Below are 26,384 nucleotides of genomic sequence, written 5' to 3'. Positions count from 1 at the left end.
TTATTCAACTCGCTTAAACATTAAAGACTTATTGGCTGTCGCCAGCGTTAACTGGTCTTCGGTCAGGTCTACCTGAGCGCCTGTGCGTAGCATATCGGCGAGGGTTTGATCCAGTTCATTAAGCTGCGGCTCGGTGCAGAGTTTCCGCGTCATTGCCAGCGTTTTGACCGTCAACTCTCCTTCGGACAATTTTCCCTGGCCGTTGAAGCCGTTGCACATTGTGCCGGAGACGGCAATGTTGTTAATCAGGCTGATACTAGGCTGCGCGCTGAACCGAATTTCAGGCTGCGTTTTCAGGCCCTTAACCGCTTTTCCATCAACGTTTTCCAGCACGAAACGGTGATTCTCTAACTGATCGGTCTGAACGGAGGCTTTACCGGGATTAACGCATCCCGCCAGTGCGAGGCTGATTAAACTTACTGCCGCGAGCTTTTTCATTTTTCTTCTCAAACTATCAATGCTGTAAATATTTTTTCAGTGTAACCATACCCTCCAGGGTGTTAATGGGGTTTATCTGAAAGTGCGAGATAAGGACCGGGCGGCAACGCACCCGGTGAATGAATTAGTGCGATTTAAATCCGGCTGCGGCCATCAGCATTTTAAAGAGCATACTTACGCAGGCCAGTGCCAGGACGCTGCCGCCCCAGATGATGGCAAGCCACATCAAACGTTTCCATACAGGTTGTTGCATCAGTGATAACCCTCCCCATGCTGTACTTTTCCGCGAAAAACGTAATAACTCCAGAAGGTGTAGACCAGAATCACAGGAATGATCAACAGTGCGCCCACCAGCATGAAGCCCTGGCTTTGGGCTGGCGCAGCGGCTTGCCAGAGGGTAATGTCCGGCGGGATGATATGCGGCCAGATGCTGATCCCAAGCCCGCTAAAGCCAAGAAAAACCAGCCCTAACGTCATGATAAACGGCAGTGTATGGCTCGCAGGATCGTTCAGGCAGCGCCACTGGCACAGACTCAGGATCGCAACCAGCGCAGGAACGGGCAGCAGATAAAACAGATTTGGCAGCGTAAACCAGCGCGCAGCAATGGCTGCTTGGGCGAGAGGGGTCCATATACTGATTACCGCAATGAATACCAGAAGCAGGAGCAAAAGCACTTTCGATACCTGACGCATCCGCTTTTGCAGGGCATTTTCGCTTTTCATTACCAGCCACGTTGATCCTAGCAGCGCGTAAGCCACTACAAGACCCGCACCGCAGAAAAAATTGAACGCGGTAAACCAGTCAAACGGACCACCGCTGTAAGCGCGACCGGTGACACTGAACCCCTGGATGACCGCGCCGACGGTGATGCCCTGGCTAAAGGTCGCCACAATTGATCCACCAATAAAGGCCTTATCCCAGAACGGGCGGTGCGCCGGAGTCGCTTTGAAGCGAAATTCGAAGGCGACGCCACGAAATATAAGCCCGATCAGCATTATTGTCAGTGGAATGGTTAGCGCGTCGATGATAACCGCATAGGCGAGAGGAAAGGCGCCAAACAGGGCCGCACCGCCAAGCACCAGCCAGGTTTCGTTGCCATCCCAGACGGGAGCCACGCTGTTGACCATCACGTCGCGGTCGTCCGCATTCGGCGTTGCCGGAAACAGGATGCCTATCCCCAGATCAAAACCGTCCATCACGATATACATCAACGTGGCGAAAACGATAATCACGAACCAGATAATGGAAAGATCGATACCCATTACGGTTACTCCTTAAATTCAGTGGTGACGGCAGAAAGCGGACGAGCAGGGCGGCCATCGGATTCAGTCGCGAAGGATTCATGGGGCTGCGGCCCTTTTTTAATCAGACGCACCATATAGCTGTAACCCACGCCGAATACCGCGGTATAAACCACGAAGAAGGCCAGCAAACTGATGCTCATGTGCAGATCGCCATGCGCGGAAACCGCATCCTTCGTACGCTGTAGTCCATAGACGACCCACGGCTGGCGGCCGACCTCCGTTGTTACCCATCCGGCGAGGATCGCGATCAGCCCGGACGGTCCCATCAGCAGGGCAAACCACAGGAAGGAACGTGAGGTATAAAGGCGCTGTTTGTAACGCAGCCAGATTGCCGTCACGCCCAGGAGCAGCATCAACATCCCCAGGCCGGCCATGATGCGGAAAGACCAGAAGACAATGGTGGCGTTCGGGCGATCTTCTTTTGGGAACTCCTTCAATGCCGGAACCTGTTTATCGAGACTGTGGGTCAGGATCAGGCTGCCGAGAGCGGGAATTTCCAGGCCAAAACGGGTCCGTTCCTGCTCCATATCCGGCCAGCCAAATAGCAGCAGCGGGGTAGGCTCACCCGGCGGATTCTCCCAGTGGCCTTCTATGGCGGCTATTTTCGCTGGCTGGTGTTTTAAGGTGTTAAGCCCGTGCATATCCCCCACCAGCGCCTGGACTGGGGCCACGATCAACGTCATCCACAACGCCATGGAAAACATGGTGCGAATAGCGGGCGTATTGTTCCCGCGCAGCAAATGCCAGGCCGCGGAAGCACCGACAAACAGCGCGCTGCTGAGAAATGCCGCTATCGACATGTGCAGCAGGCGGTAAGGGAAGGAGGGGTTAAACACCACGGCAAACCAGTCCACCGGAACGACCTGACCGTTGATGATTTCATACCCTTGCGGTGTCTGCATCCAGCTGTTTGACGAGAGGATCCAGAACGTAGACATGAGGGTCCCCAGGGCGACCATGCAGGTCGAAAAGAAGTGCAGCCCCGGCCCGACCTTATTCCAGCCAAACAACATTACCCCGAGGAACCCCGCCTCAAGGAAGAATGCGGTAAGCACTTCATAGGTCAGCAGGGGGCCGGTAATACTGCCCGCGAACTGGGAAAACCCACTCCAGTTGGTGCCAAACTGATAAGCCATCACCAGGCCGGAGACCACGCCCATCCCAAAGTTGACGGCGAAGATCTTCGACCAGAAATGGTACAGCGAGCGCCAGACGGGATTTTTTGTTTTCAGCCACAGCCCTTCCAGCACGGCGAGATAGCTCGCCAGGCCAATGGTTATCGCCGGAAAAATAATATGAAAGGATACGGTAAAGGCGAACTGTATTCGCGCAAGATGAAACGCATCTAAACCAAACATGCAAAACTCCGCAGTGCAAAAAATTCGATGCCATTCTAAGCTTTGCCAGGTCTGGGTTGCAGAGACAGACCGATGTTATTTATCTATAACAGTTTTCTTGACGGTCTATGTGAAACTTGTATCGGGCGGTAATATTACCGCCCATGTTAACGCTCACTTTCGTAACGCCCAAAGGTAGATCAATACGGCGTTAAGCAGAAAGGAAAAAATAAAAAGTAATAATGTGTAGCTTTCACTCCATTCAAGTTCAGTTACAAATCCAAAATGTCTGGTGTAGAGGTGATAAAGTAAAACATCCGGCATGATGTAGCATACCAGCGAATAAATAATGAAAAGCATCAATGTTTCGACCACCCACGTAAGGGCATGTTTTCTTGCATTCATCAATATACCTGTATGGTGCCAAGTGCATTTAATCCAGCAGCGACTTTTATTGTGCCGGACGCCAGTAGTCCATGCATTAATATTCTGAAGTGAGCATGGTTTGGTAATGTGATGCATCCATTACTAATACCGGACTGTCCCGCAGGGTGTAGACGAAAAGATCCTCGCTCAACTCTGTTGATAAAGGTTGTATCGTCAATGTGATTATCATGACGATAAAGAGCAAACCAAAAATCACGGTTCGATCCGCTTTCAAACTCTTTGATAACATCATGCCAGTGGGTAGCTAACCCACCTCGAGGACGTGTAACGATATAATAGAGTCCGGGTGGTAATGGCCCTACCTCAGGCGTTGAAACGGCATCAGGATTGTTTCTGTTGTGACCTGAGTTTCCTGAATATGCGGGGAAAAAACCCAGGCCAGGACAGCTCAGCGTTGAAAGTTGTCCCCCGTTTAAATGAAAAGTACATCGAATCATCTGTCTTTCCATTCATCAGAGAAGAGAATATTCCCGTCGCAATGCTTCCAGGTAATCTTTTCGTAGCGAAGTGCGATACTTTCGAGATGGTTATGTTTTTCAGTCGCGGGATTTTTTATATCATGCATGAGTGGGCAGATAGAGACAACTTTCACGTTCTCCAGTAGCATGTTGAAGTATTCGACCTCCTGGCCTGCATTATTGATATGATACCACTTAAACTCAGCGCTTTTTAAGGTTTGTCCTTTTGCTACTGCTTTGTACAAATAGGGGCTTGAGCTGTCGAACTCTTTTTCAAAATTAAGTGGGCTATGAATACGGGTACCTGTGATCTTACCGGTCATGTTGTCGGTAGGGAGATACAGGCCGTGCCCAAAACTCAAAATTTCGATACTTCCCTCACGATTTACAACGTCGACAGAGCCCTTAATATTCGCGCCACCGTCATCTTTTAGCCAGAGGTATGCTGGAATTGCCATCCTATAGTTCCTTTTTTCTGAGTGAATCTGAAAAGTTAATACCTCTGTTGAACCAACCAGGTAGGCATAAAATGCCATATAAAACAATTATATTTCAATGTGTTATGTGTTGGTGCTTCGAAATCGGTTTCTTGAATAATCAATGAAGCTGTAGACAATCTTGAATAAAAAATTTCTTTTTATGATTTTTACGCATTAAACAGCTTGCTTTGTCGCCAGCAACATGCGTTAATGGATTTCTGGTTTTGAATCCAAATAAATATCTGACGTAGTTTTATAAAGCAGTTCTCATCACGTTGTGCCTCTCCGCAGCCTCTCTTGGGTCTTTATCTACATTCCGATTAGTTTTGTATCGAACCAACTTTTGCCTGATCGGCTCATGAGTAATTTACGTTTTTACGTTTACAGGAGAATCCTATGACTTCTTATATCCATTTCCGCTGCCCATGCTGTCATGGCTCGCAGTACCGCACCTCAGCTTTTGATGTGTCTGACAAAAATCCGTTCGGCGCAAAATGCATTTTCTGCAAATCGTCGATGATCACGCTCGACCACCTGGCCGCAGCGCGTTCTGCTCAGAATCACATTACTGAGTATCGCAAGTAATCTGCCGCGTTTCCCATAACAGTTAGCAAATTCTTCTCTTTTTCTCCTGCTGATATACACTGTCAGCAATAAGGAGAATCTGATGAAAAAATACCAGCGTCTGGCGCAACAAATTATCTCGCAGATTGAGCTTGGCGTATGGTTGCCGGGCGATAAGCTGCCTTCTCTGCGAGAGCAGGTGGCAAGCAGCGGCATGAGTTTCATGACCGTGGGCCACGCGTATCAGATGCTGGAAAGTCAGGGGCGCATTGTTGCCAGACCGCAGTCAGGCTATTACGTTGCCGCCCGTCCGACCACACACCAGCCAGTACCGCCCGCGCAGGTGATGCGCGATGAAGTAGTTGACATCAACACCTATATCTTCGACGTGCTACAGGCCAGCCGCGATCCCTCCGTTGTCCCTTTTGCCTCGGCATTTCCCGATCCGCGCCTATTCCCGCTTCAGCAACTCAACCGCTCGCTGGCTAATGTCAGTAAAACGGCCACGGCCATGAGCGTGATTGAAAACCTGCCGCCGGGTAACGTCGACTTACGTCATGCCATTGCCCGTCGCTACGCTCAGCAGGGGATGAATATCTCCCCGGATGAAATTGTGATCACCGCGGGCGCGCTCGAAGCACTCAACCTTAGTTTGCAGGCTGTCACTGAACCAGGTGACTGGGTTATCGTTGAAAACCCCTGTTTTTATGGCGCACTCCAGGCACTTGAACGTCTGAAACTGAAAGCGCTGTCGGTTGCTACTGACGTGCGTGAGGGCATCGATCTCAGTGCCCTTGAGCAGGCGTTAAATGATTATCCGGTGAAAGCCTGCTGGCTGATGACCAACAGTCAGAACCCGCTCGGCTTCACGCTGATTGCAGAGAAGAAAGCTCAGCTGGTGGCCTTATTAACCCGGCATAACGTCACGCTGATTGAAGACGATGTTTACAGCGAACTCTACTTTGGCCGCGAAAAGCCGCTTCCGGCAAAGGCCTGGGATAAGCAGGATATGACGTTGCACTGCTCCTCATTCTCCAAGTGTCTGGTGGCTGGTTTTCGTATTGGCTGGGTGGCGGCGGGAAAACATGCGCGCCGTATTCAGCAGTTGCAGCTGATGAGTACGTTATCCACCAGTTCTCCCATGCAGCTGGCGCTGGTGGATTACCTGGCGACCAAACGTTACGACGCCCACCTTCGTCGCCTGCGGCGCACGCTTGCTGAACGCAAACAGCAGGCCTGGCAATCGCTTTTGCGCCATATGCCTGCCGGCGTCAAAATCCATCATAACGACAGCGGCTACTTTTTATGGCTGGAACTGCCTGAACAGCTGGATGCGGGGCGGTTGAGTGAAAAGGCATTAGCTCATCAAATCAGCATTGCGCCCGGCAAGATGTTTTCCACGTCCAATATCTGGACACCGTTTTTCCGTTTCAATACCTCATGGGGATGGGGAGAGCGGGAGGAGCAGGCGGTCGTCCAGCTGGCGGGGGTAATCCGCGAAATGATGCTGCACCCAGTCACACCTTGATGAAAATTCCTGAAGCGACATGACGCGCGGTCTACCTTTAGTAAGGGAGTGCGGATTGGTGACGTGACGTTGTCACGTTTCTGCCCGCCAGAACGTGTGCTGACAGCGAAAACAATGTAGATTTCAACAGGACGATGCTATGCAAAATCAATTGCTGATTAATGGTGAACTGGTGGCCGGCGAGGGTGAGAAGCAGGCGGTTTATAATCCTGCCACGGGTGAAGTATTGCTGGAGATTGCTGAAGCGTCGGCAGCACAGGTGGACGCTGCCGTCCAGGCTGCCGATCGCGCGTTCACTGAGTGGGGGCAAACGACGCCCAAAACGCGCGCCGAAAGTTTGTTGAAACTGGCTGATGTGATAGAAGCCAACGCTGACGCGTTCGCACAACTGGAGTCGCTAAATTGCGGGAAACCGCTGCACTGTGTCCAGGGAGATGAGATCCCGGCCGTGGTCGATGTGTTTCGCTTCTTTGCCGGGGCCGCCCGCTGCCTGAATGGGCTGGCTGCCGGAGAATACCTCGAAGGACATACCTCAATGATTCGCCGCGACCCGGTTGGCGTTGTCGCCTCTATCGCGCCCTGGAACTATCCTCTGATGATGGCGGCGTGGAAGCTGGCGCCCGCGCTGGCGGCGGGAAACTGTGTCGTCATCAAGCCGTCTGAAATCACCCCGTTGACGGCGCTGAAGCTGGCGGAACTGGCGAAAGATATCTTCCCGCCAGGCGTGCTCAACGTGCTGTTTGGTCGCGGCAAAACCGTAGGAGATCCGCTGACCGGTCACGAAAAAGTCCGTATGGTTTCTCTCACCGGCTCTATTGCTACCGGAGAACATATTATCGGGCATACCGCATCTTCAGTTAAACGTACCCATATGGAATTGGGCGGAAAAGCCCCGGTCATTGTCTTTGACGATGCAGATTTGGATGCCGTGGTTGAAGGCGTGCGTACGTTTGGTTTCTACAATGCTGGTCAGGATTGTACCGCAGCCTGTCGTATCTATGCCCAGAAGGGGATTTACTCCGCGCTGGTCGAAAAGCTGGGCGCAGCTGTTACCAGCCTGAAAATGGGCGCGCCGGACGATACATCAACGGAGCTGGGCCCGCTCAGCTCCGCTGCGCATCTTTCCCGCGTTTGCGCTGCCGTGGATGAAGCCAAAGCCCTTGGACATATCCGCGTCGTCACCGGTGGCAGTAAAAGAGAGGGGGCAGGATATTACTTCCAGCCAACGCTGCTGGCCGGGGCGAAGCAGGAAGATGCGATCGTCCAGCGAGAAGTGTTTGGCCCGGTGGTCAGCGTGACGGAATTTGAGGATGAAGCGCAGGTGCTGAGCTGGGCTAACGATTCGCAATACGGCCTGGCCTCGTCCGTCTGGACAAAAGACGTCGGACGCGCCCATCGACTCAGCGCACGGTTGCAGTATGGCTGCACCTGGGTCAATACCCATTTTATGCTGGTGAGCGAAATGCCGCACGGCGGAATGAAGTTATCCGGTTACGGCAAAGATATGTCGGTCTACGGACTTGAGGATTACACGGTAGTCCGACATGTGATGTTTAAACACTAAACCCTCATGCCCGGCGCAGTGCCGGGCGAATCAGCTTACCAGCCACATACCTCGTGTTCATTTTCCGTATCGTAGGCGCGAACGGTATTCACCAGATCCTTCACGACATCTGCCGCGACGTCCGGAATCAACAGCTCCATTGGCGCTTCTGTTTCATAATCCACCGACACGCCGTTGCTGTTGTTGGTGACGGTCACGGTATAGGTAGCCTTACCCATTATTTACTCCTTATGCGTGTTGACCACTCTACCGATACCCGCACCGCTGAGCGTGACGGCAGGATCCGCGAAAAAGTCGATATTAAAATACGTGTCGTCGGTCAGTAGCTCAATGCGGTGCCATTTTTGCGGTGGCGAGATGCCAAAAGAACCGGCCTCAATGATCACTTCCAGATCGGGTTCGGTGGCATCGCCATCGGCAAAGCCAAAGTAACGCACCGCACCCTTCATGACGGACAACCGACCGTACACGCCGGCTTTGGTGTTGTGATGGGTAAAAAGCGCTTTTGGGGCGCTCTCTTTATTCCAGAACGGTGTCGAGCGGGTATGAACAAAGTTTTCAGGAATACGTAACATAATAGTTTCCTTCATGTTGTCGGACGCTTAAAGGGACTTAAGCACCTCAGGTTCAACAAAGAATTCAATATTGAACAAGGTATCGTCGGTCATCACCTCAATGTGGTGCCATCTCTCTGGCGGGAAAACGCCAAAACGACCCGCTTCAATGACGAGCTCGCTGTCAGGCTCAGGTGTAAATTCATCAGCATAGCCCAGATAACGCACCGCGCCGCGCATCACCGACAGGCGAGGGTAAACGCCCGGCTGCGTGCCCGTATCAAGGTGACGTTTAAAAATGCCGGCGGGGGCCGTTTCTTTGTTCCAGAAAGGCGTGGAACGGGTGTGAATGCAACTCTGCGGAATGCGTAGCATGTTTCCTCCCTTAAAAGCCTGCTTTTATTAGACTGCTTTCTGCAGGGATGGATTTACCAAAAAGTGCATTCTATATGCATCTTATCAATAATAACCGTTTTGCTTTACCCGGCGTTGTTACACAAGGTACTCAGTTGTTATTATCATTAATAATTAAGTGGTTATTGTGTAACGAAAAAACTTGATCTGTGTCAACATATGACGCATATTGCGTGCGGTTATTTTTCGGCTCAGGTAAACAGAATGACGTTGTATCAAAAGATGTTGGTTTTCTACGCAATCATGGCCTCCATCTGCGCATTAATTACCTGGTTCCTGTCTAAAGATCGTAAACGTATTCGCCTGTTGAGCGCATTCCTGGTGGGATCTACCTGGCCGATGAGCTTTCCTGTTGCCCTGTTAATATCTCTTTTCTGAAGCACGCTTCAAGAATCGGCATCCAGACATAGCATTCCATACATTGAGGCTGTATAAATATACAGTCCGTCATACATGGAGTGCTTATGAACAGTTTCTATTCACAGCAAGCAGGCTGCACGGTGCGCTGGCAGGATCTTCCCGGTTTCGGTGACCCGGTTGTGTTTATCCACGGGTTGGGCTGTGCATCGTCGTATGAATATCCTCGTATTGTCTGTGATACCCGTTTCGGGGGGCGCAGAGCCATTCTGATCGATCTCCCCGGTAGCGGTTACAGTGACAAACCTGACAACTACCGTTATCGCACAAGTGAACAGGCGCAGGTGGTGGTTGAACTGTTAGACCATCTCGGCCTGGATAGTCTTTGGCTCTATGGTCATAGCATGGGGGGGAGTATCGCTATCGAAACGGCAACGCTGCTGAAGTCACGCGTTAAAGGCCTGATAGTGTCTGAACCCAATTTTCATGCGGGTGGCGGGCTGTTCAGCCGGGCAATTGCGGCCCAAACGGAACAACATTTTCTGGAACAGGGCTATGATGACATGCTGCGGGCGGAAACGACGGCGTGGTCTGGAAGCCTTCAAAGCAATGCCCCCTGGGCCGTCTGGCGCGGCGCAACGAGCCTGGTCAAGGGCGTTAAACCCGACTGGGAACACCTGTTTTTGTCATTGAGCTGCCCGGTCATGTTAGTTTTTGGTGAGTGGTCCCTGCCTGATGACGATTTTAATCGCCTGCAACAAAAAGGCGTTGCTGTAAAAATTATCCCTGATGCGGGCCATTCAATGTCCTGGGAAAACCCGTCAGCGTTGGCTCAGGCTTTGTCTGGCTTCATAAACGGATCATGAAGGGGTAGCCCGCATTGCTGCGGGCTGCAATGATTAAGACAGCAAGGCAGACAAGGCTTTCCGCGCATCAGGCTTAATGTCATACGGGCACTGATAATCCACATTCTCAATCGCGCGGGTGTAGAGCGCAACCAGCCAGTCATAAACATAGGCTGTCGCCGCATGAACAGGCTGCTCGCCAAGTCGGGTAAGACGGGGTGAAGCGTTGCTCACAACTGGCGCCACAAAAATTGGCTGACCTTTGCGGATCCGGCTTGCAGGCCGTTCAGAAACGGGCGTCAGTTCATAGCCAAGCCAGCTAACGAAATTGCCTGTCGCGGCATGCAGCTGCGCAGCACTGCTTTTATCTGTTTCTGCAATGCGTTGCAGTTGCAGCGGCAGATCCAGCCGGTAGCTGGTAACGATCAGCACATCCGCAATCTGATGCAATACCTCTGGGTCCAGGCCCAGACGGGCGGCGGCCGCGTCGTTGCGACTCCACTGACGAAGATGGTTAACCCACACGTTATGGGCCAGTCGCGCCTTGTCTTTGGTCTGCAACGCGCCTGGATATTCCGGCGTCTCTTCCGCAAACAGATCGATAACGTCGTTAAACAGGCCGTTGACCTGTTCCTCACGGGGCTGGTGAACCGTCAGCAGCGTCTCAAACGCGTTTAACGGCGGCAGAAGCCCCTCAAGCAGTTCTCCATGACGAGCGGCGCTGCCTTGCAGCGTTCGGACCATTTTTTCGGCCTCTGCCCGCCCTGCGCCTGGCTCCTGAGTGAGTGGGGCTACGTATGCGCGCATCAGCGTGGTCAGAGACTGTTGCAACAGCCTTTTCAGCGCGTGGAGACGCTTCTGGCGCTGTGCTGGAAGGGTAGCCTGCGACAGCCATTCAATTACCCGCTGCATGCTGTGGGTATCGAGCGCCTGGAGCGTACCCCAGCGCAGACCCGGCTGGCCCAGCAACTGTTGCACCGCTTCGTCCAGATTCTGCTTTGTGGTAAACCGCGCATCGTGAGGGGTAATGGCCCAGACCAGGCCCGGCAACGCGGACTCTTCCACCGGCTGCGTCTCTTTGACCCAGTTTTGCAGGAGCCTGGCCGTTTTTGCCGTCTGCTGGTGGTGGGCCGTCGCATTGCAGATAACCAGGACATCCGGCTGTATGTGCTGACGATAATGCTCCAGCAACCACAGGCATTTTGCCTGCGTCATCAGCGGCGTGTTTTCCTCAGAAATGGCCGGAATATCAATAATATCTACGTTATCCAGAACGCAGTTTCCAACGGGCAGCACCACTTCGCGGGTCAGGCAGGCCAGCACATCGACGGGCAGGCTAATGGCATTAAGCAACTCGCCGTTATTTACCGGATGAAGCAATGTTTCCTGCGCTTCCGGCACGGTAAAGGCCCCGTGAGTAAGGAAACCTTCACACGGCAGACCAAAACTGTCCACCAGCAGACTCAACGGCGCCGCAAGCGCGCTGGCATGGCTGGTTTGATGCAGCACCTGGGCGAGTTTAAGCCACTGCTGGGTTAACTCCTGCTGCTCACCCCACAGCAGAGACCAGACGCTGGCGCGGGTGCTGAGATCAAGCGACGGAACCAGCAGGGCAAACTGGTGCCACAGGGCATCATCAATATGCTGCTTAGCGCCGGGTACTACGGTTTGCCAGAACCGGGCAACGGTCGCGACTTCCTGCTCCGTTATTCCCGGCACGCTGTGCGGCTGACGCAGCGTACGCCACTTCTCAAGCCGGGCTTCAATCACCGATTTATCCACCGCACGGATCTGCGGATCCAACGTGGTGCGGGCGATAAACAGCTGTACCAGCTCGGCCTCCGTTACCAGGCTCAGGCGCAGGGGAAACGCGTCGTCTGCGACCTCGCTGGTCGCTCTGGTGAAACGCACGGCCATGTTGGTCGGCGCATGCCCGGGGTTAATATGCGAGAAGTAATCAAACGTGCGTTGACCCGGCGTAACGTTCAGCCGTTCGTCGCCGCTGCCGCACAGGGAGGCCAGCAGATGCGCTTTCGCGGCCTGCGAGTGGCCGTATAAGCCGATGCTGCCCTGGCAGGCAAGGGCACGTTCGAGGGCCTCTTCACGCGCGCGCGCGGCGTTAAGGCGGGCAAGCAGGGCGTCGGCTTCGTTATCCAGCATCGGGGCGTGCTGTCGCGTCTCGTTGATCCACCCGATTAAGGCCTGAGTGGTGGCAGTCGTCGCAGTCATTTGAGGTATACGCTCCCGCTGTCGATCCAGTAGTGGCTGCCGCTGTGTCGGCGATCGGCCAGAGTATTCAGTTTAAATGTCAGGGCATCCGGCGGCACGGGCGTGCCGTCCTGTAGCCAGGCATCACTCAGCTCGAAAGATTCCGGGCCTTCCTGCTTAGTGCCGCCACGCAGCTTCAGGCGCACGTTCAGTACACCGTCGCCCGCAATGGCTTTCGCCAGCTCGGCTGAGTTGATGCTCAGGGTATAGAGCGGCGTCGCGGGCCAGCGGGCATTGGCCAACTGCCGGAAGCCGAGCGTAACGTTGCCGCGCAGCGGGAAGTGCAGACGGGCGTCCAGTTTCGCGCCGGGTTTATCGAGGTCGATATCGTGATACCAGACGTTCTCGTCCCGCAGGGTATTGATGGTGTTATCCAGCACGCCCAGATAGCGCACCGTAGAGTACGCGCCGATATCCGCTGCTTTAAAGTTAAAGCGCGGCAGACGAAGATCCAGCGCCAGGCTACAGAGCATCGCTCCCACCGCAGCGGTGGATTTCGGGTTGCCGATCTGTCCCTGCTGGCTGAACGGATACCATTCATGAACCTGGTATTTATCCAGCCAGACGATGCGGTTGACGGGCACCGGTTGCAGGTGGCGAATCAAGGCCTGAACGCCCGGCAGACAGCCCGGCCGTCCCGTGATAAGCAGGATATCGCAGCTGTAATGAGAGATCGCCTCACATACCGCATGAAGCGGGGCGGCAAGCGTGAACTGACCCGCCAGCATGGCGTCCCGCATCTCCCGGAAGCTGACGTGCAGCGGGACGCTGAACAGATCAAAGTGTTCTGAGCCGGCAGGCAACGCATGGTCGATCGCCTGCTGGAGATAATTCATCACGTTGCGCGTCGGTTTTTGCGCAAGCAGATCGCCAAAGGTGGCATGCAGCCCGGCCAGCGGATCGTCAACATCGCTCGATTCCCACGCCGCCAGGATCGCGTGACCGATCGGCATAAAGAGCTGAAGCGCCGTCTGCTGGCGCAGGACCGCCTGGGTATCGATCCGCCCGGAGTCACCGAACAGGGATGCCATCAGCTGGGAGGCATCGGCTATGCCGGATTTCTGAAGCTGGGTTTGCAGGGCGGGCAGAACGTAGCGCTGGATCACGTCCAGCAGCGTATCATCGCCAGCGACCTTGAACCCTTCGCGGAACAGCAGCTGCGGGGTGATTTTGACGTTATTTCCGGAACCATCATCTAACTGATAGTGCGTGATAGCCATATCCGTTGTGCCGCCGCCGATATCAATCGAGGCCACGCGCAGAGCGCGCCCCGGCTGGACGCCAGGCTCAGGCGCGCGATCCGGACGGGCAAGGGAGGCGAAAAAGGCCTCGGTCTGGCCACCGAAGTGGGAGATGGCTTCGTTATACAGCCACACCAGTTGGCCGCAGCTGGCCTCGTCCCACTCCATCTGGATCTCAGGGACCGGCACCACGCTTTTTTCCTGCTGTTTACGGCTGGCAAAATCTTCATCCTGCGGGTGCCAGCCCATCGCTTTCCAGACGATGGCGATGGCTTCGAACATGCGGCGCCGGAAAATCTCGCGCTCCTGTTTCGGCATCGCCGAAGGCAGGGTGAGGATCAGCGTCCGCAGCTGGCGGGGAGAGGCCGGGAAGCCGAGCCGCAAGCGGGTGGCTACGCTGTTAATCTGGCCAAGCGCCTGAGCCAGCAGCTCGCAGAGCATGTGCGTCATCAGGGTGCTGCGGCTGTACTGCGGAGAGAAGACCGGCAGGCGCTCATCCTGCGGCAGCGTAAAGAGCGGTTCCCCGTCGTCGTTCATCAGGTTCATCAGCGGAAACGCGGTTGCCAGCGGTTCGCGCTGAGTTTTGCTGTTCATCTGGCTAAAGCGCCAGTCCTGCACCACCGGCGTCTCGTCCCACAGATAGCGACGCGGGCTGGAGATACCGCTGTTGCCATCCGTGCCCAGACGCTGCATCGCCAGCTTACGCGCTTCATCACCCACGCGGACAATGGATGGCCAGACGAACGCATCCTCCCGGCCGCTTTCCACCGAGAAGTGCTGCTTGCCAAAACGCGCTTCGGAAAATTCAAGACGGCTGGTAAACAGCGGCTCATTCAGAAACTGCGGCTCACTCAGGGAACGCACCTGGAGTTCAGCCGTCTGGCGCAGGCCGTCGTTGGCATCACCATGATCTTCAATAATCACGCCGCAGGTGTGGGTGTTGCCTACGTCAAGGATCAGATCGACAGGAATAGCAGGGGTGCTCAGGGTATGGGTGACAAACTTCACTTCCGGCACGGTGAGTTGTTCACCGAGCATGGAGAGCAGGTTGAGCCAGTGCGCCTGATATTCAAAGCTGCGCATGGCCTGATGCAGCTCGCGCTCGGCGCGTTTTTCAACACCGTCAGCATATTGTGTGAAGGCTTCACGCAGCCAGCCGTCAATCCAGGTCTGGTCGAGGAAACTCTCAACCTCACTGTCGCGCCAGGCGAGGGCGAAACGCGTGCCGTTAAGAATGTCGTTTTCAACCGGCGACAGGGCAGACGTCGCATGCTCCGCAATCTGGCTGTCGAGCGCGACGGTGACCCGGTGCGTATTGCCAGCCGCGTCGGGCGTGGACAGCTTCCGTACCTGGACGCGCGCCCAGTTATCCGGGCCATCAACAAACGTCCGCGGCGGGTTAAAGCGCAGGAAAGGGAGCGGCAGCCAGACACCGTCCAGCACGGTCAGGGAGTCATGCAGTGGAATGGTGCTTTCAGGCTTGACCACTTCCGGCTTCCCGCCATCGGGGGCAGGCAGCGTGTACCGGCCGTTGACCAGGTCAAAATCCAGGCGCAGCAGCGGGCCATTTGCCGTTTTACGCACGAAACGCCCGTTGCTGGCGGTGTCCTGCGGAGTCAGGCCAAAATCGAGAAACTGTACGCCGCTGTTAGCAATCAGCGTCACGCTCTGTTTATAGTCGCAAAGATTAACCAGCATAGGATCAGACACCTGCTTTCTTGAACGTCAGAGGAACGACGGTGTTGGCATCGTAACGTGCGGTGCATTCCGCCACGTCGCTGGCACCTGCCTTACAGGTCACTTCCGGCATCGGATAGCGTGAACCGTCGGTGCAACGAGCGTTTCCGCGCGTTTTGATCAACAGCTCGCCGTTGCTGTGTAATCCGGAAAAGACGTCTACCCGGCAGACAATGTTGTCGCCATGCACGACCCGGGCGAAACCTTTATTGTTCTGGATCTGGTAGCGCAGAGACGGCGGTTTGCCGGTGAGCGGATCCTGCACATCGAGAAACGCGCGCCAGGTGCCGTTCAGGAAGCGCGTTAACCCCGCTTTGACCTGGTTTGCTTCCATCACCATTGCATCTTTCGGTATCGCGGTAATGACCACCGGTTCGGCTGCCGGGGCAGGCGTCTTCACCTTCGGCTCTACCACTTCTGCCTGGTGCAGCGGGAGTTTCAGCTCAAGCGGCTCAACCGTCTTCACGGGGGCCGGAGCAATGGCGACAGGTGCTGGCGCTGGTGAAGTAACTGGCGCTGCGGTCGGGGCCTGTTTTGGCCAGAGCAGCGGCGTGGCAATGGCTGCAATAATGACGGCGGCAACCGGCAGCAACCACAGGGGGGAGCGACGTTTTTTCTGCACCACCGCTGGTGCGGGCTCTGACGGCACGGTGTTCATGCGCACCGGCTCTGGCGTATACAGCTCATCTTCGGTGATACGGACGGTAGCCACAGGCGTGATAAGCGGCGCGTCGGCCTGCTCGAAGGTCACCACCGGGGCCGGTTCTGGCTCAGGTTCAGGTTCGTTAATCATCACGGGTTCAGGTTCAGGGACCAACGATTCGCGCAGGCAGTCCAGCACGTCGTCGCGCGCGTTTTCGTTAAGACTGACGAAACCCCAGAAGCAGATCACCGGTTTGCCATCCACCAGGAAAACAAAGTTTTCACCGGGAAACTGGAAAGCTTTAGAGAGCAGAGATCCAAACAGTTGCTGCGCCGTTTTCGGTGACTGAAGGCATTTTTTACTCAGCGACTCCATGCTGGCGAGCGTGTTTTCCAGATAGCGCAGGGCGCGAAAACGCTCGTCTTCATCCGCCGCCTTCCAGCTGGAGACGGTTCCCTCAACCGGGGAGTACCAGTCAACGCGATCGCCGCCGTCATTGACCTGAGGAATGGCCAGGCAATCGACGATAGCCTGCTGTTTGCGCAACCGAAGCGCTTCGCGGATTTGCAGCGCTGATTCAAAAACGGCCTGTCCGCCGCCGCCAACGGCCTGAAAATCATCCAGATTGCCGCTGCGTAAAAGTGTTTTTGCCACGATTTGGTCCTGTAGACTTCTTCACGCCATTACTTTAGCGAATCAGGTAAGCAAGCAAACGGCGGAGGAGACGACAAAAGGGACGATTTCTTGCGGCATTGATCGTAACGGTTGTGCTTGACGAATAATGGACCTTAAGGCAAATCGGTTTCTGCGGGCTGATGTTAAAACCAGCGAAATGTACGGCTTTAGAATAACCTGATAGTGATTCGTTATTTGTCAGGCCAAAACGTCTGTGCTGTTATTACTGTTCACTATAATAAAACCGAAAGGGTAATAATTATGTTTACAGGGAAAACCGTGCTCGCCCTCGCGCTGAGCGCGCTGCTACCGGCAAGCGCCGCATGGGCGGCAAACAAAGACACCATTATCTACTGCTCCGAGGCGTCGCCGGAGTCGTTTAACCCGCAGATCGCCAGCTCTGGCCCCTCGTTTGTCGCCAGCTCGCAAACGCTGTATAACCGTCTGATTAACTTCGACCCGGTAAAAAACACGCCGGTGCCTTCTCTTGCGGAGTCGTGGACCATTTCGCCAGACGGCAAAACATACACGTTTACCCTGCGTAAAGGGGTGAAATTCAACAGCAATAAATACTTCAAACCGACCCGTGATTTTAACGCTGATGACGTTATTTTCTCCGTTATGCGTCAGAAAGACCCTAAGCATCCCTATCACAATGTTTCCCAGGGTAATTACGAATACTTTAATGACGTGGGTCTCGACAAGCTCATTCAGGATGTGAAAAAGATCGACGATTATCATGTTCAGTTCACGCTGAGCGAACCCAACGCGGCTTTCCTGGCCGACTGGGGAATGGACTTCGCCTCGATCCTCTCTGCCGAGTACGCGGACGCGATGCTGAAAAAGGGCACGCCTGAAAATGTGGACACCTGGCCAATCGGCACCGGGCCGTATGTGCTTCAGCAGTACAAGGTGGATTCGCTTATCCGCTACGTCGCCAACCCGAACTACTGGGAGGGAGAGGTGCCGACCAAACACCTGATCTTCTCCATCACGCCAAACGTTGAGACGCGTCTGGCGAAGCTGCAAACGAACGAGTGTCAGATCATTCCTGCGCCGTCGCCGGTGCAGTTTGAAGCGATCAAGAAAAACAAAGACCTGACGCTGCACTCGGTGGATGCGCTGAATGTGGGGTACCTGGCGTTCAACACAGAGAAAAAACCGTTTGATAACGTGCTGGTGCGCCAGGCTCTGAATTACGCGACGGACAAAAAAGCCATTGTGAACGCGGTCTTTATGGGGTCTGGTACGATCGCTAAATCGCCGATCCCGCCGAACATGCTCGGCTTTAATAAAGAACTGAAGGATTACGGCTACGATCCTGAAAAAGCGAAAGCGCTGCTGAAGCAGGCGGGTCTGGAGAAAGGCGCGGAAGTGACCCTCTGGTCCATGCCGGTTCAGCGTCCGTACAACCCGAACTCCCGACGCATTGCAGAGATGATCCAGGCTGACTGGGCGAAGGTGGGCGTGAAGGCGAAAATCGTCTCTTACGAGTGGGGGGAATATCTCTCCGGCATGCGCAAAGGCGAGCATGATTCCGCGCTGTTCGGCTGGATGTCTGATAACGGCGATCCGGACAACTTCGCCGATGTGCTACTGGGTTGTAACAGCATCAAAACCGGATCTAACGCCGCGCGCTGGTGTGATAAGGGGTATGATGAGCTGGTGCAAAAGGCCAAACTGACCAGCAACCCGGACGAACGTGCGAAGCTGTATGGTCAGGCACAGGAGATTTTCTACCAGCAGGCACCGTGGATTGCGTTAGCTAACGGCAAAACGTTCTACGCGACCCGCAGCAATGTGACCGGGTACAGCGTAAGCCTGATGGGCAGCGATTTCTCGAAAGCGAAGCTGAACTGATCGTATTTTGCCGGGTGGCGGCTATGCCTTACCCGGCCTACGGGTTTCAAATGTAGGCCCGGTAAGCGTAGCGCCACCGGGCACGTGAAAAGGAGTGACAATGTCACATTTAAATGATGTTATCGCCCGCGTCGATGCCACCATCCAAGAGAGCGTAATTACTCACATGAACGAACTGCTGATCGAATTAAGCGATGATGCAGAGCTCAGCCGTGAAGATCGCTATACCCAGCAGCAGCGCCTGCGTACCGCGATTGCGCATCATGGTAAGCAGCATAAAGAAGAGGCGGAGGCACGCCATGCCCACCTCACCCAGGGCGGGACTATTCTGTAAGGGTTAAAACTGGCGCCGTGCCACCAGCCAGGCGCCGACCACCAGCATCACTGCGCCGCAGACCGGGCCAACCAGCGCGCGCAGGGGAACGCCGTTGCTCTTGAGGATGTCCATCACCAGACCGCCAATCAGCTGGCTTGCCACCAGGACGGCAATGGTCGTTGCCGCGCCCACATTCTGATAGCCGCTAATACTGGCAAAGACAAAAAAAGACCCCAGCAGGCCGGGGATCAACGTCCACCAGCGCACCGTTGACGCCAGTTCGTTAAACCCCGCCAGGCCATTTTTCACCAGCAAAATGCTGACAAACAGCACAATCCCCACCAGCGAGTTCATCAGCATGGCGATAAGAATGGTGGAGGAAGATTGCGTAATGCGCACCATCAGGGTGTTTTGCACCACCAGCCCAATCCCGGCGGCTACCAGAAACGCTAACGTCAACGATTGATTCATGGCAGAGCATCCGGATCGCTGCGCTCATCAAGCTGGAGCTGCATAAAGGTTAAGTCCAGCCAGCGACCGAATTTGGTTCCCACCTGCGGCATATTGCCGGTGGTAATAAAGCCAAGGGTTTCGTGCAGATGAATTGACGCCTGGTTCTGCGCCTCAATACCGGCAACCATCACGTGTTTACCGATCTGGCGGGCTTCCTTGATTAACTCCGTCATCAGCAGCCGGCCAATGCCTTTGCCCTGATGTTCGGGATGAACGTACACCGAGTGCTCCACCGTGTGGCGAAATCCGTCGAACGCTCTCCAGTCGCCAAATGAGGCGTATCCCGTCACCACTCCGTCTTCTTCACTGACCAGCACTGGATAACCCGACAGAGTACGCGCCTCAAACCATGCGATACGGTTATCGGTGTCGACAGTTTTATCATTCCAGATGGCGGCGGTGTGCAGCACCGCATGGTTATAAATTTCACCGATAGCGGCACAATCTTCTTTGCAGGCATGACGAACAATCATGGGTAACCTCTGGCTGTGTTGTTCACTATAGTAGTACGATTTACTCACAATATTACACAGTTCTTATATTGCATCGCTACGACAAAATCCCTATTTTTTTGTCACAAAACTGCCCCGAAAAACCATCCGTACACTATAGTATGACGTCATGAATACAATGACAGACAATATGAATCAACGCATTAGCGCCCGCATACGCCTTGAACGCGAGTCGCGGGGCTGGTCATTAAGCGAACTGGCCGAACGGGCAGGTATCTCACGCGCCATGATCCATAAGATTGAACGGGGTGACAGTAGCCCAACGGCGACGCTGCTTGCGCGGTTATCCGGTGCCTTCGGTATTAGCATGTCTACGCTTATTGCGCGCGCGGAAATGCAGGAGGGCAAACTGTTACGTCTGGCGAACCAGCCCGTCTGGCGCGATCCGCAAACCCACTATTTGCGTCGCCATGTGTCGCCGCGCAGCGATATGCCTATCGACCTCGTCCAGGTGGAGCTACCCGCAGGTAGCGATGTGCCGATGCCCGCCTCCTCTTATGCGCTGGCACGACAGCTGATTTGGTTGCAGGCAGGTGAACTGGTCTTTCTGGAGGGGGATACTCGCCATGAAATGAAGGCCGGAGATTGTCTGGAACTCGGGCCGCCGAACGACTGCCGGTTTATCAACGAAACGGATGAATCGTGCCTTTATCTGGTCGTGCGGCTTAATCAGTCCGGCTCATAATGCACAGGCGATCCGCAGGATAACGTGCCAGACTTGAATGACATTTTCAGCAGTAAGGAGCGATGAATGAGTCAATCTACTACGCAAAACCGACGCTGGGTACTGGCTTCCCGTCCACACGGCGCGCCGGTTGCCGATAATTTCCGCCTGGAAGAGCAGCCGATCCCCGCGCCCGCAGAGGGGCAGGTGTTATTACGCACCGTATGGCTCTCGCTTGATCCGTACATGCGAGGCCGTATGAGCGATGCGCCATCCTATTCACCTCCGGTCGAGATTGGCGCGGTGATGGTGGGCGGCACGGTAAGCCGCGTCGAGACCTCCCGTCATCCGGATTATAAAGAGGGTGAATGGGTTCTGGGTTACAGCGGCTGGCAGGAGTATGAACTATCCGACGGGCAGGGGCTGGTTAAGTTGGGTGAAAACCCGTCGCATCCTTCATGGGCACTCGGCGTGCTAGGGATGCCGGGCTTCACCGCGTATATGGGGCTGCTCGATATCGGCCAGCCTCAGGCAGGGGAAACCCTTGTCGTGGCGGCGGCCACGGGGCCGGTCGGCGCAACGGTGGGGCAGATCGGTAAAATCAAAGGATGCCGGGTCATCGGCGTGGCTGGCGGGGAGGAGAAATGCCGTCATGCTGTCGACGTGCTCGGTTTCGATGCCTGTCTGGATCACCATGCGGATGATTTTGACGAACAACTGGCTAAAGCCTGCCCGCAGGGCATTGATGTGTATTACGAAAACGTCGGCGGTAAAGTCTTTGACGCCTTGCTGCCGCTCTTGAATACCTCCGCGCGCGTGCCGGTTTGCGGACTGGTCAGCGGCTACAATGCGACCAACCTGCCGGAGGGTCCGGACCGCTTACCGCTACTGATGGGGACCATCCTGAAAAAACGCATCCGTATGCAGGGTTTTATTATCGCGCAGGACTATGGTCATCGTATTGACGAGTTCCAGCAGGAAATGGGCCGCTGGGTGCAGGAAGGCAAAATTCACTATCGCGAGCAGGTTACGGAAGGGCTGGACGCGGCGCCGGACGCCCTGATTGGCCTGCTTGAGGGGAAAAACTTCGGCAAGGTTGTGATCCGCGTGGCGGCCGACTAAACAGAGCATCGGTTATGGCGGGCAGTGTCCGCCATAATTATTTGTGAAGATACGATATATTGTCTTTAATTAATCCATAAGCTTTGCGCGCCTCGGCCCAGCTGAGCCAGAAGTGAAAAATGCAATATTATTTGAGCGATTTTAATATTACGCGCGCCCCTCATACCAGGCATGACGATACAGGATATATCTAACCGGCGATGTTTTTTTAAACAGACGCTGAAAATGGCATTTTGTTTGGCTACGGGAATTAAACATGCTTGATTTGGAACATATGGAAAAAGCACAAAGAATCAGTCTGACTTTGCAAGTAGAGAACAGTTTAAAGGGAGCATTAATTACGGGCTCATTAAAACCTGGGGCTCGACTCGTTACAAAAGAGATTGCGGATAAATTGGGCACCAGTATCACACCGGTGCGCGAAGCCCTGCTGCGCCTGGTGTCGGCGGGGGCATTACAGGCCACGCCAGCGCAGGCGTTTTTGGTGCCAGAAGTGACGCTGGAACGCTATAACGAAATTAACGCCATCAGAAAGCAGCTTGAACCGATGGCCGTTGCGGCGGCGTGCCAGAATATGACCGAGACCAAACTGGATGCGTTACGCGCGCTGTCAGATAACTTCAGTGCCGCCATGCATCAGGGCGATGTACAGAAAGCGATCCATGCCAACCGCGTGTTCCGGTTCACGCTCTATCAGTATGCCGAGATGCCGACCCTTCACTCGCTGATTGAGCAGCTCTGGGTACGGATTGGTCCGTGCATTCACTATCTGCATGAAGAGTTAAGCGAGGTTCCCGCAGCGACCTATCATTATGACGATCTGCTTTCTGCGCTTGAGCAAAGGGATGTGACGGCCAGCCGGGAAGCGATCGACAAAGCCATTGATGAAGCCAATATTCTTCTGCAACGGCAATACTACAGTTAAGGATCCCTCTGGCGCACTTATTTGTTTATTTGTATCAAACGTCCTTGATTATATTCCCGGCGCATCAGGCAACCGGGAATGATGTTATTTTGCTTATTTTTTACCGGCAACGTGCGCTGCCGGAGAATGGTTTACTCAAAACGATAAGAGACCGACAGGCCCACGCCATAGTTACGACCAGGGGCAGGTTCGTAATAGCGGTTGTAGCCAGCGTTAACAATCTCTGAACCGGCGTACTCTTTATCGAACAGGTTATCGACGCGACCAAAGACGTCCATTCCCCATTTGCCGTAGTTGAGTTTATAGCCGGTATTCAGGCCCACTACGGTATAAGAGGGCGCTTTAGCGGTGTTGGTATCGTTGGCCATGACATCGCTCATGTAGCGGGCATCTGCCCCCGCGTACCAGCCTTCCTCAGGCTCCCAGCCAAACGACGCATATCCCATGTTACGGGCGATCCCCGGCATCCGGTTGCCGCTACAGTCTGCATTGCTACAGACGTTGGTGCGGTAGGTGGCATCAAGATAGGTCCACGCCATCTTCAGCTTCCAGTTCTCGGCAAACTGCTGGTCGAGCGCAATTTCCACACCCTGACGGCGCGTTTTTCCCGCGTTTTTATAAGTCGTGCGACCATCCTTGCTTTCGTCCACCACGATCTCGTTGTCGGTATCCGTGCGGAACAGCGCCGCCGTCAGGATGCCATTGCCGATGCGGGTTTTGCTGCCAATCTCATAGGTGTTGTTGGTGGACGGTTGCAGGTTCATATTGAGGCCACCTTTGCCATCAGAACGGTAGGAAAGTTCGTTGATGGTCGGCGTCTCAAATCCCCGTCCTGCCGCAGCATACAGGTTCCATGCGTCGGTCACGGCGTATTTCACCGCACCTGCCGGGAGCCATTTGTGGTAGCTGGCGTCGCCGCTGTCATCACCGTTTTGCGGGGTAATGTAACGATCGTTGGAGTCAAACCAGACGGAGCTATAACGTACGCCCGCCTCTAAGGACAGTTTTTGCGTTAGCTGCCACTGGGTTTGCAGGTAGGGATCCAGGTTCCACATCAGATTGCGTTCGTCACGGCGTTTATTACCCTTCACGCCATAATCCGGCACGCCGTTGCCCATCACGAAGTTCTCATACCCGCGACGATTTTCGCTCATGTTTTCGTAGTTCAACCCGGTGGTAAATGTCACCGGAACCAGCAGTTCGCCGCGGTGGGTCCAGCGCGTATCAATACCCTGATAGTGACGCTGCATATCAATCACACCGCCCGAATGCGCAGGATTCTCGCGCTGAGTGGACGCCGGAATGGACTGGTACTGAGTCATTTCACGCTCACCGGCATACATCATCACGCTGAGGTCGTCCTGTTCGCTCAGCTGACGGTCGTAGCGGATCCCGGCCTGGGTCTGCTTAATGGTCTTACGCGTGTTGTACTGATCGCCACGTGGTGACTGGCGCGGGTTATTCTGCCACTCCTGATAACTCAGTCCGCCCGGATCGTTGGCTTTCATGTCCACGCTGTTAAAAATCAGCGTCAGCTTGCTGACATCATCAATACGCACGCCCAGTTTCGCGTTGGCGAGGTTTTTGCGCGCGCCGCTGTGGTCGCGATAGCCATGGGTGGTGAAACGGGTAGTGGATACGGCATAATCCACATCGCCCGCCTGAGTACCATCACCCACCGCCCCGGTGGCCTTCATACCGTAACGCCAGGTGCCGTAGCTGCCGTAATAGCTGCTGGCTTCAATGGTGGCTGGCTGTTGTCCGGTCTGGGTGTTGATGTTGATCACGCCGCCGGAGGCATTACCGTACAGGGCAGAGAAGGGGCCGCGCAGCACGTCGACGCTCTCTATGCTGTTGAGGTCAATGTTTGATGTCTGCCCCTGGCCATCGGGCATGGTTGCCGGAATGCCGTCCACGTACATGCGGATCCCGCGTACGCCGAAGGTTGAGCGCGCGCCGAATCCGCGAACGGAAAGTTGCAGATCCTGAGCATAGTTCTGGCGGTTCTGGATTTGCAGGCCAGGTACGCTCCCAAGGGATTCAGAAAGGTTGATGCGCGGTGTGGCATGTCGCATATCCTCGCCGCTCACCACGCTGACTGCGGCCGGGGTGTCCAGTTCGGAGACGGTTTGCGGCGTGGCGCTGACGATCAGGGTCTGTTCATCCGCGGCCATCGCAGTCAGCGGGCCAAAAATGACGGGAACGAACAACAGGGGTAGTGATGCCTTATGGGCAGTAATAATTTTCATGGAGTAAGCCGGTTAAGAAAAATTTCGAAACAAATCAACTGGAACCTGTGTATATATGTTAAATCCTTTGTAAATGTTATGAAAACTATAACCGCACATTTCGTGAATGTAAGGTTTTGCAGGAAAGAAATACTCCACATTCAACTCATTAATGATTACTATTCTCATTAAAATAACGGCAAAGCGATGACTTTGCCCGCCGGAAGCGATGTCAGCGGTAAATATCCTCATTTAAAAAGGAATTGTTATGTCTTTACGTCATCTGTGCTCGCCGCGCCTGCGTGGGTCTCTGCTGTTGGGCTCTTTACTGTTTGCCGGTACGTTCCAGGTTCATGCCGCTGAAGAGATGCTGCGCAAAGCGGTCGGCAAGGGCGCGTATGAAATGGCCGTCAGCCAGCAGGAAAACGCGCTGTGGGTTGCGACGTCACAAAGCCGCAAAACCGATAAGGGCGGCGTGGTCTATCGTCTGGATCCGGTCACGCTGGAAGTGACGCAGGCGATTCATAACGATCTCAAGCCGTTTGGCGCCACGATCGATAACGCCACCCAGACGCTGTGGTTCGGTAACACCGTCAACAGCGCCGTGACGGCGATTGACGCCAAAACGAGCGAGGTGAAAGGGCGCCTGGTGCTGGACGATCGCAAACGTAGCGACACGGTGAAGCCGCTTCAGCCGCGCCAGCTGGTGGCCGATGACACGACCAATACGGTATACATTACCGGCATCGGCAAGGAGAGCGTGATCTGGGTTGTTGATGGCGCAACGCTGAAGCTGAAGGACACCATCACGAACACCGGCACGTTCAGCACCGGACTGGCGCTGGATGCGAAGGCAAAACGCCTGTATACCACCAATGCGGACGGTGAGCTGGTGACCATTGATACCGCGACCAACAAAATCCTCAGCCGTAAGAAAGTACAGGAAGACGGAAAAGAGCACTTCTACCTGAACCTGAGCCTGGACACTGCCGGCCAGCGTGCGTTTGTGACGGATTCAAAACAGCCTGAAGTGCTGGTGGTGAATTTGAAAGATGGCAGCGTAATGCAGAAAATCGCCGCGCCAGAATCGCTGGCCGTACTGTTTAACCCGGCGCGTAACGAAGCCTATGTGACGCACCGCGAGGCGGGTAAGGTGAGCGTGATTGACGCCAAAACTTACAAAGTGACCAAAACCTTCGATACGCCGGTTTACCCGAACAGCCTGGCGCTGTCTGCGGACGGTAAAACGCTGTACGTGACGGTGAAACAGAAGTCTACCCGTCAGCAGGAAGCCACTCAGCCTGACGATGTGATTCGTATCGCGCTTTAAGGTGGGAATTGCCCGGTGGCGCTGCGCTTACCGGGCCTGGAAAACAATGAAATGCAGGCC

26 protein-coding genes are annotated in these 26,384 nt (G+C 54.6%); 11 read left to right on the top strand and 15 right to left on the bottom strand.

What is annotated here, in order from left to right:
• The 6 genes from hslJ to ACOTXC_RS01780 form a co-directional block, all read right to left on the bottom strand.
• On the bottom strand, positions 1 to 438 hold the full coding sequence (gene hslJ, locus ACOTXC_RS01805; RefSeq protein ID WP_023300211.1) for a heat shock protein HslJ: 438 nt from the start codon (positions 436 to 438) through the stop codon (positions 1 to 3).
• A 124-nt stretch (positions 439 to 562) separates the two neighbouring features.
• Positions 563 to 691 carry a DUF2474 domain-containing protein gene (locus ACOTXC_RS01800; protein ID WP_017693358.1) on the bottom strand — a complete coding sequence of 43 codons (129 nt, stop codon included), beginning with the start codon at positions 689 to 691 and terminating at the stop codon, positions 563 to 565.
• Positions 691 to 1,701 carry a cytochrome d ubiquinol oxidase subunit II gene (gene cydB, locus ACOTXC_RS01795; protein ID WP_421767354.1) on the bottom strand — a complete coding sequence of 337 codons (1,011 nt, stop codon included), beginning with the start codon at positions 1,699 to 1,701 and terminating at the stop codon, positions 691 to 693. Before cydB ends, ACOTXC_RS01800 begins: the two co-directional genes overlap by 1 nt.
• Positions 1,702 to 1,706: 5 nt before the next feature.
• Entirely contained in the window at positions 1,707 to 3,101 is a 1,395-nt protein-coding gene (locus tag ACOTXC_RS01790) for a cytochrome ubiquinol oxidase subunit I (RefSeq protein ID WP_415343057.1), read from the bottom strand.
• A 383-nt stretch (positions 3,102 to 3,484) separates the two neighbouring features.
• Entirely contained in the window at positions 3,485 to 3,964 is a 480-nt protein-coding gene (locus ACOTXC_RS01785) for a DUF2778 domain-containing protein (protein WP_072053791.1), read from the bottom strand.
• Positions 3,961 to 4,443 carry an Hcp family type VI secretion system effector gene (locus tag ACOTXC_RS01780; protein ID WP_063147267.1) on the bottom strand — a complete coding sequence of 161 codons (483 nt, stop codon included), beginning with the start codon at positions 4,441 to 4,443 and terminating at the stop codon, positions 3,961 to 3,963. Before ACOTXC_RS01780 ends, ACOTXC_RS01785 begins: the two co-directional genes overlap by 4 nt.
• Before the next feature lie 417 nt (positions 4,444 to 4,860).
• Here ACOTXC_RS01780 and ACOTXC_RS01775 point away from each other — a divergent pair, with 417 nt between their 5' ends.
• From ACOTXC_RS01775 to patD, 3 genes are all read left to right on the top strand, one after another.
• On the top strand, positions 4,861 to 5,049 hold the full coding sequence (locus ACOTXC_RS01775; RefSeq protein ID WP_017693360.1) for a hypothetical protein: 189 nt from the start codon (positions 4,861 to 4,863) through the stop codon (positions 5,047 to 5,049).
• A gap of 82 nt (positions 5,050 to 5,131) precedes the next feature.
• Positions 5,132 to 6,556: a PLP-dependent aminotransferase family protein gene (locus ACOTXC_RS01770; RefSeq protein WP_421767353.1), complete on the top strand. Its 1,425-nt coding sequence runs from the start codon at positions 5,132 to 5,134 to the stop codon at positions 6,554 to 6,556.
• Positions 6,557 to 6,695: 139 nt separating this feature from the next.
• Complete coding sequence (gene patD, locus ACOTXC_RS01765; RefSeq protein ID WP_421767352.1) at positions 6,696 to 8,120, top strand: aminobutyraldehyde dehydrogenase; 1,425 nt, start codon at positions 6,696 to 6,698, stop codon at positions 8,118 to 8,120.
• Positions 8,121 to 8,155: 35 nt separating this feature from the next.
• Here the strand turns inward: patD and ACOTXC_RS01760 are convergent, their stop codons facing one another.
• From ACOTXC_RS01760 to ACOTXC_RS01750, 3 genes are read right to left on the bottom strand one after another with little or no spacing between them, the layout of a single operon-like run.
• On the bottom strand, positions 8,156 to 8,338 hold the full coding sequence (locus ACOTXC_RS01760; RefSeq protein WP_003856955.1) for a DUF1869 domain-containing protein: 183 nt from the start codon (positions 8,336 to 8,338) through the stop codon (positions 8,156 to 8,158).
• A 3-nt stretch (positions 8,339 to 8,341) separates the two neighbouring features.
• A complete protein-coding gene (locus ACOTXC_RS01755) occupies positions 8,342 to 8,695 on the bottom strand; it encodes a DUF1971 domain-containing protein (protein WP_421767351.1) in 354 nt (117 codons plus the stop codon).
• A 27-nt stretch (positions 8,696 to 8,722) separates the two neighbouring features.
• Positions 8,723 to 9,049, bottom strand: a complete 327-nt coding sequence (locus ACOTXC_RS01750) for a DUF1971 domain-containing protein (RefSeq protein ID WP_022648249.1) — start codon at positions 9,047 to 9,049, stop codon at positions 8,723 to 8,725.
• 243 nt (positions 9,050 to 9,292) lie between these two features.
• Here ACOTXC_RS01750 and ACOTXC_RS01745 point away from each other — a divergent pair, with 243 nt between their 5' ends.
• Both ACOTXC_RS01745 and ACOTXC_RS01740 read left to right on the top strand, forming a co-directional pair.
• Positions 9,293 to 9,466: a GhoT/OrtT family toxin gene (locus tag ACOTXC_RS01745; RefSeq protein WP_003856960.1), complete on the top strand. Its 174-nt coding sequence runs from the start codon at positions 9,293 to 9,295 to the stop codon at positions 9,464 to 9,466.
• A gap of 86 nt (positions 9,467 to 9,552) precedes the next feature.
• Entirely contained in the window at positions 9,553 to 10,311 is a 759-nt protein-coding gene (locus ACOTXC_RS01740; RefSeq protein ID WP_154051312.1) for an alpha/beta fold hydrolase, read from the top strand.
• 33 nt (positions 10,312 to 10,344) lie between these two features.
• On the opposite strand, the gene ACOTXC_RS01735 is transcribed toward ACOTXC_RS01740, so the two are convergent.
• Genes ACOTXC_RS01735 through ACOTXC_RS01725 form a run of 3 tightly spaced genes read right to left on the bottom strand, consistent with a single transcriptional unit; the run spans position 10,345 to position 16,833 of the window.
• Positions 10,345 to 12,519: a virulence factor SrfC family protein gene (locus tag ACOTXC_RS01735; protein WP_421767350.1), complete on the bottom strand. Its 2,175-nt coding sequence runs from the start codon at positions 12,517 to 12,519 to the stop codon at positions 10,345 to 10,347.
• Positions 12,516 to 15,497: a virulence factor SrfB gene (locus ACOTXC_RS01730; protein ID WP_421767349.1), complete on the bottom strand. Its 2,982-nt coding sequence runs from the start codon at positions 15,495 to 15,497 to the stop codon at positions 12,516 to 12,518. The genes ACOTXC_RS01735 and ACOTXC_RS01730 overlap by 4 nt, the downstream gene beginning before the upstream one ends.
• Before the next feature lie 4 nt (positions 15,498 to 15,501).
• Complete coding sequence (locus tag ACOTXC_RS01725; RefSeq protein WP_276170149.1) at positions 15,502 to 16,833, bottom strand: SrfA family protein; 1,332 nt, start codon at positions 16,831 to 16,833, stop codon at positions 15,502 to 15,504.
• A 282-nt stretch (positions 16,834 to 17,115) separates the two neighbouring features.
• On the opposite strand from ACOTXC_RS01725, the gene ACOTXC_RS01720 reads away from it, so the two are divergent.
• Entirely contained in the window at positions 17,116 to 18,714 is a 1,599-nt protein-coding gene (locus ACOTXC_RS01720; protein ID WP_276170148.1) for an ABC transporter substrate-binding protein, read from the top strand.
• A gap of 100 nt (positions 18,715 to 18,814) precedes the next feature.
• On the top strand, positions 18,815 to 19,048 hold the full coding sequence (locus ACOTXC_RS01715; RefSeq protein WP_058646539.1) for a YdcY family protein: 234 nt from the start codon (positions 18,815 to 18,817) through the stop codon (positions 19,046 to 19,048).
• A 3-nt stretch (positions 19,049 to 19,051) separates the two neighbouring features.
• Here the strand turns inward: ACOTXC_RS01715 and ACOTXC_RS01710 are convergent, their stop codons facing one another.
• The gene (locus tag ACOTXC_RS01710) at positions 19,052 to 19,501 is read right to left on the bottom strand and encodes a DMT family transporter (RefSeq protein ID WP_193131961.1); all 450 of its coding nucleotides are present in this window, start codon (positions 19,499 to 19,501) and stop codon (positions 19,052 to 19,054) included.
• Positions 19,498 to 20,016: a GNAT family N-acetyltransferase gene (locus tag ACOTXC_RS01705; protein WP_023306282.1), complete on the bottom strand. Its 519-nt coding sequence runs from the start codon at positions 20,014 to 20,016 to the stop codon at positions 19,498 to 19,500. Before ACOTXC_RS01705 ends, ACOTXC_RS01710 begins: the two co-directional genes overlap by 4 nt.
• 148 nt (positions 20,017 to 20,164) lie before the next feature.
• On the opposite strand from ACOTXC_RS01705, the gene ACOTXC_RS01700 reads away from it, so the two are divergent.
• The 3 genes from ACOTXC_RS01700 (at position 20,165) to ACOTXC_RS01690 (ending at position 22,766) form a co-directional block, all read left to right on the top strand.
• The gene (locus ACOTXC_RS01700) at positions 20,165 to 20,740 is read left to right on the top strand and encodes a helix-turn-helix domain-containing protein (protein ID WP_017382277.1); all 576 of its coding nucleotides are present in this window, start codon (positions 20,165 to 20,167) and stop codon (positions 20,738 to 20,740) included.
• A gap of 66 nt (positions 20,741 to 20,806) precedes the next feature.
• Positions 20,807 to 21,841: an NADP-dependent oxidoreductase gene (locus ACOTXC_RS01695; RefSeq protein ID WP_421767348.1), complete on the top strand. Its 1,035-nt coding sequence runs from the start codon at positions 20,807 to 20,809 to the stop codon at positions 21,839 to 21,841.
• 256 nt (positions 21,842 to 22,097) lie between these two features.
• Positions 22,098 to 22,766 (top strand): GntR family transcriptional regulator, encoded by a 669-nt coding sequence (locus ACOTXC_RS01690; RefSeq protein WP_022648238.1) that lies wholly within the window; start codon positions 22,098 to 22,100, stop codon positions 22,764 to 22,766.
• Positions 22,767 to 22,897: 131 nt separating this feature from the next.
• Here ACOTXC_RS01690 and pqqU read toward each other — a convergent pair whose 3' ends face one another.
• Entirely contained in the window at positions 22,898 to 25,015 is a 2,118-nt protein-coding gene (gene pqqU / locus ACOTXC_RS01685; RefSeq protein ID WP_421767347.1) for a TonB-dependent receptor PqqU, read from the bottom strand.
• Positions 25,016 to 25,262: 247 nt separating this feature from the next.
• On the opposite strand from pqqU, the gene ACOTXC_RS01680 reads away from it, so the two are divergent.
• The gene (locus tag ACOTXC_RS01680) at positions 25,263 to 26,324 is read left to right on the top strand and encodes a YncE family protein (protein WP_022648236.1); all 1,062 of its coding nucleotides are present in this window, start codon (positions 25,263 to 25,265) and stop codon (positions 26,322 to 26,324) included.
• Positions 26,325 to 26,384: the final 60 nt, after the last annotated feature.

This window comes from Enterobacter cloacae complex sp. IR5428, assembly GCF_049238585.1.
Classification (GTDB): domain Bacteria; phylum Pseudomonadota; class Gammaproteobacteria; order Enterobacterales; family Enterobacteriaceae; genus Enterobacter; species Enterobacter intestinihominis.
The sequence above is the reverse complement of the archived record's forward strand: the minus strand, read 5'-3'. Positions and strand labels throughout refer to the sequence as shown.

Coding starts and splice junctions, on each gene's coding strand:
- hslJ (WP_023300211.1), bottom strand. CDS start 438: ATGAAAAAGCTCGCGGCAGTAAGTTTAATCAGCCTCGCACTGGCGGGA.
- ACOTXC_RS01800 (WP_017693358.1), bottom strand. CDS start 691: ATGCAACAACCTGTATGGAAACGTTTGATGTGGCTTGCCATCATCTGG.
- cydB (WP_421767354.1), bottom strand. CDS start 1,701: ATGGGTATCGATCTTTCCATTATCTGGTTCGTGATTATCGTTTTCGCC.
- ACOTXC_RS01790 (WP_415343057.1), bottom strand. CDS start 3,101: ATGTTTGGTTTAGATGCGTTTCATCTTGCGCGAATACAGTTCGCCTTT.
- ACOTXC_RS01785 (WP_072053791.1), bottom strand. CDS start 3,964: ATGATTCGATGTACTTTTCATTTAAACGGGGGACAACTTTCAACGCTG.
- ACOTXC_RS01780 (WP_063147267.1), bottom strand. CDS start 4,443: ATGGCAATTCCAGCATACCTCTGGCTAAAAGATGACGGTGGCGCGAAT.
- ACOTXC_RS01775 (WP_017693360.1), top strand. CDS start 4,861: ATGACTTCTTATATCCATTTCCGCTGCCCATGCTGTCATGGCTCGCAG.
- ACOTXC_RS01770 (WP_421767353.1), top strand. CDS start 5,132: ATGAAAAAATACCAGCGTCTGGCGCAACAAATTATCTCGCAGATTGAG.
- patD (WP_421767352.1), top strand. CDS start 6,696: ATGCAAAATCAATTGCTGATTAATGGTGAACTGGTGGCCGGCGAGGGT.
- ACOTXC_RS01760 (WP_003856955.1), bottom strand. CDS start 8,338: ATGGGTAAGGCTACCTATACCGTGACCGTCACCAACAACAGCAACGGC.
- ACOTXC_RS01755 (WP_421767351.1), bottom strand. CDS start 8,695: ATGTTACGTATTCCTGAAAACTTTGTTCATACCCGCTCGACACCGTTC.
- ACOTXC_RS01750 (WP_022648249.1), bottom strand. CDS start 9,049: ATGCTACGCATTCCGCAGAGTTGCATTCACACCCGTTCCACGCCTTTC.
- ACOTXC_RS01745 (WP_003856960.1), top strand. CDS start 9,293: ATGACGTTGTATCAAAAGATGTTGGTTTTCTACGCAATCATGGCCTCC.
- ACOTXC_RS01740 (WP_154051312.1), top strand. CDS start 9,553: ATGAACAGTTTCTATTCACAGCAAGCAGGCTGCACGGTGCGCTGGCAG.
- ACOTXC_RS01735 (WP_421767350.1), bottom strand. CDS start 12,519: ATGACTGCGACGACTGCCACCACTCAGGCCTTAATCGGGTGGATCAAC.
- ACOTXC_RS01730 (WP_421767349.1), bottom strand. CDS start 15,497: ATGCTGGTTAATCTTTGCGACTATAAACAGAGCGTGACGCTGATTGCT.
- ACOTXC_RS01720 (WP_276170148.1), top strand. CDS start 17,116: ATGTTTACAGGGAAAACCGTGCTCGCCCTCGCGCTGAGCGCGCTGCTA.
- ACOTXC_RS01715 (WP_058646539.1), top strand. CDS start 18,815: ATGTCACATTTAAATGATGTTATCGCCCGCGTCGATGCCACCATCCAA.
- ACOTXC_RS01710 (WP_193131961.1), bottom strand. CDS start 19,501: ATGAATCAATCGTTGACGTTAGCGTTTCTGGTAGCCGCCGGGATTGGG.
- ACOTXC_RS01705 (WP_023306282.1), bottom strand. CDS start 20,016: ATGATTGTTCGTCATGCCTGCAAAGAAGATTGTGCCGCTATCGGTGAA.
- ACOTXC_RS01700 (WP_017382277.1), top strand. CDS start 20,165: ATGAATACAATGACAGACAATATGAATCAACGCATTAGCGCCCGCATA.
- ACOTXC_RS01695 (WP_421767348.1), top strand. CDS start 20,807: ATGAGTCAATCTACTACGCAAAACCGACGCTGGGTACTGGCTTCCCGT.
- ACOTXC_RS01690 (WP_022648238.1), top strand. CDS start 22,098: ATGCTTGATTTGGAACATATGGAAAAAGCACAAAGAATCAGTCTGACT.
- pqqU (WP_421767347.1), bottom strand. CDS start 25,015: ATGAAAATTATTACTGCCCATAAGGCATCACTACCCCTGTTGTTCGTT.
- ACOTXC_RS01680 (WP_022648236.1), top strand. CDS start 25,263: ATGTCTTTACGTCATCTGTGCTCGCCGCGCCTGCGTGGGTCTCTGCTG.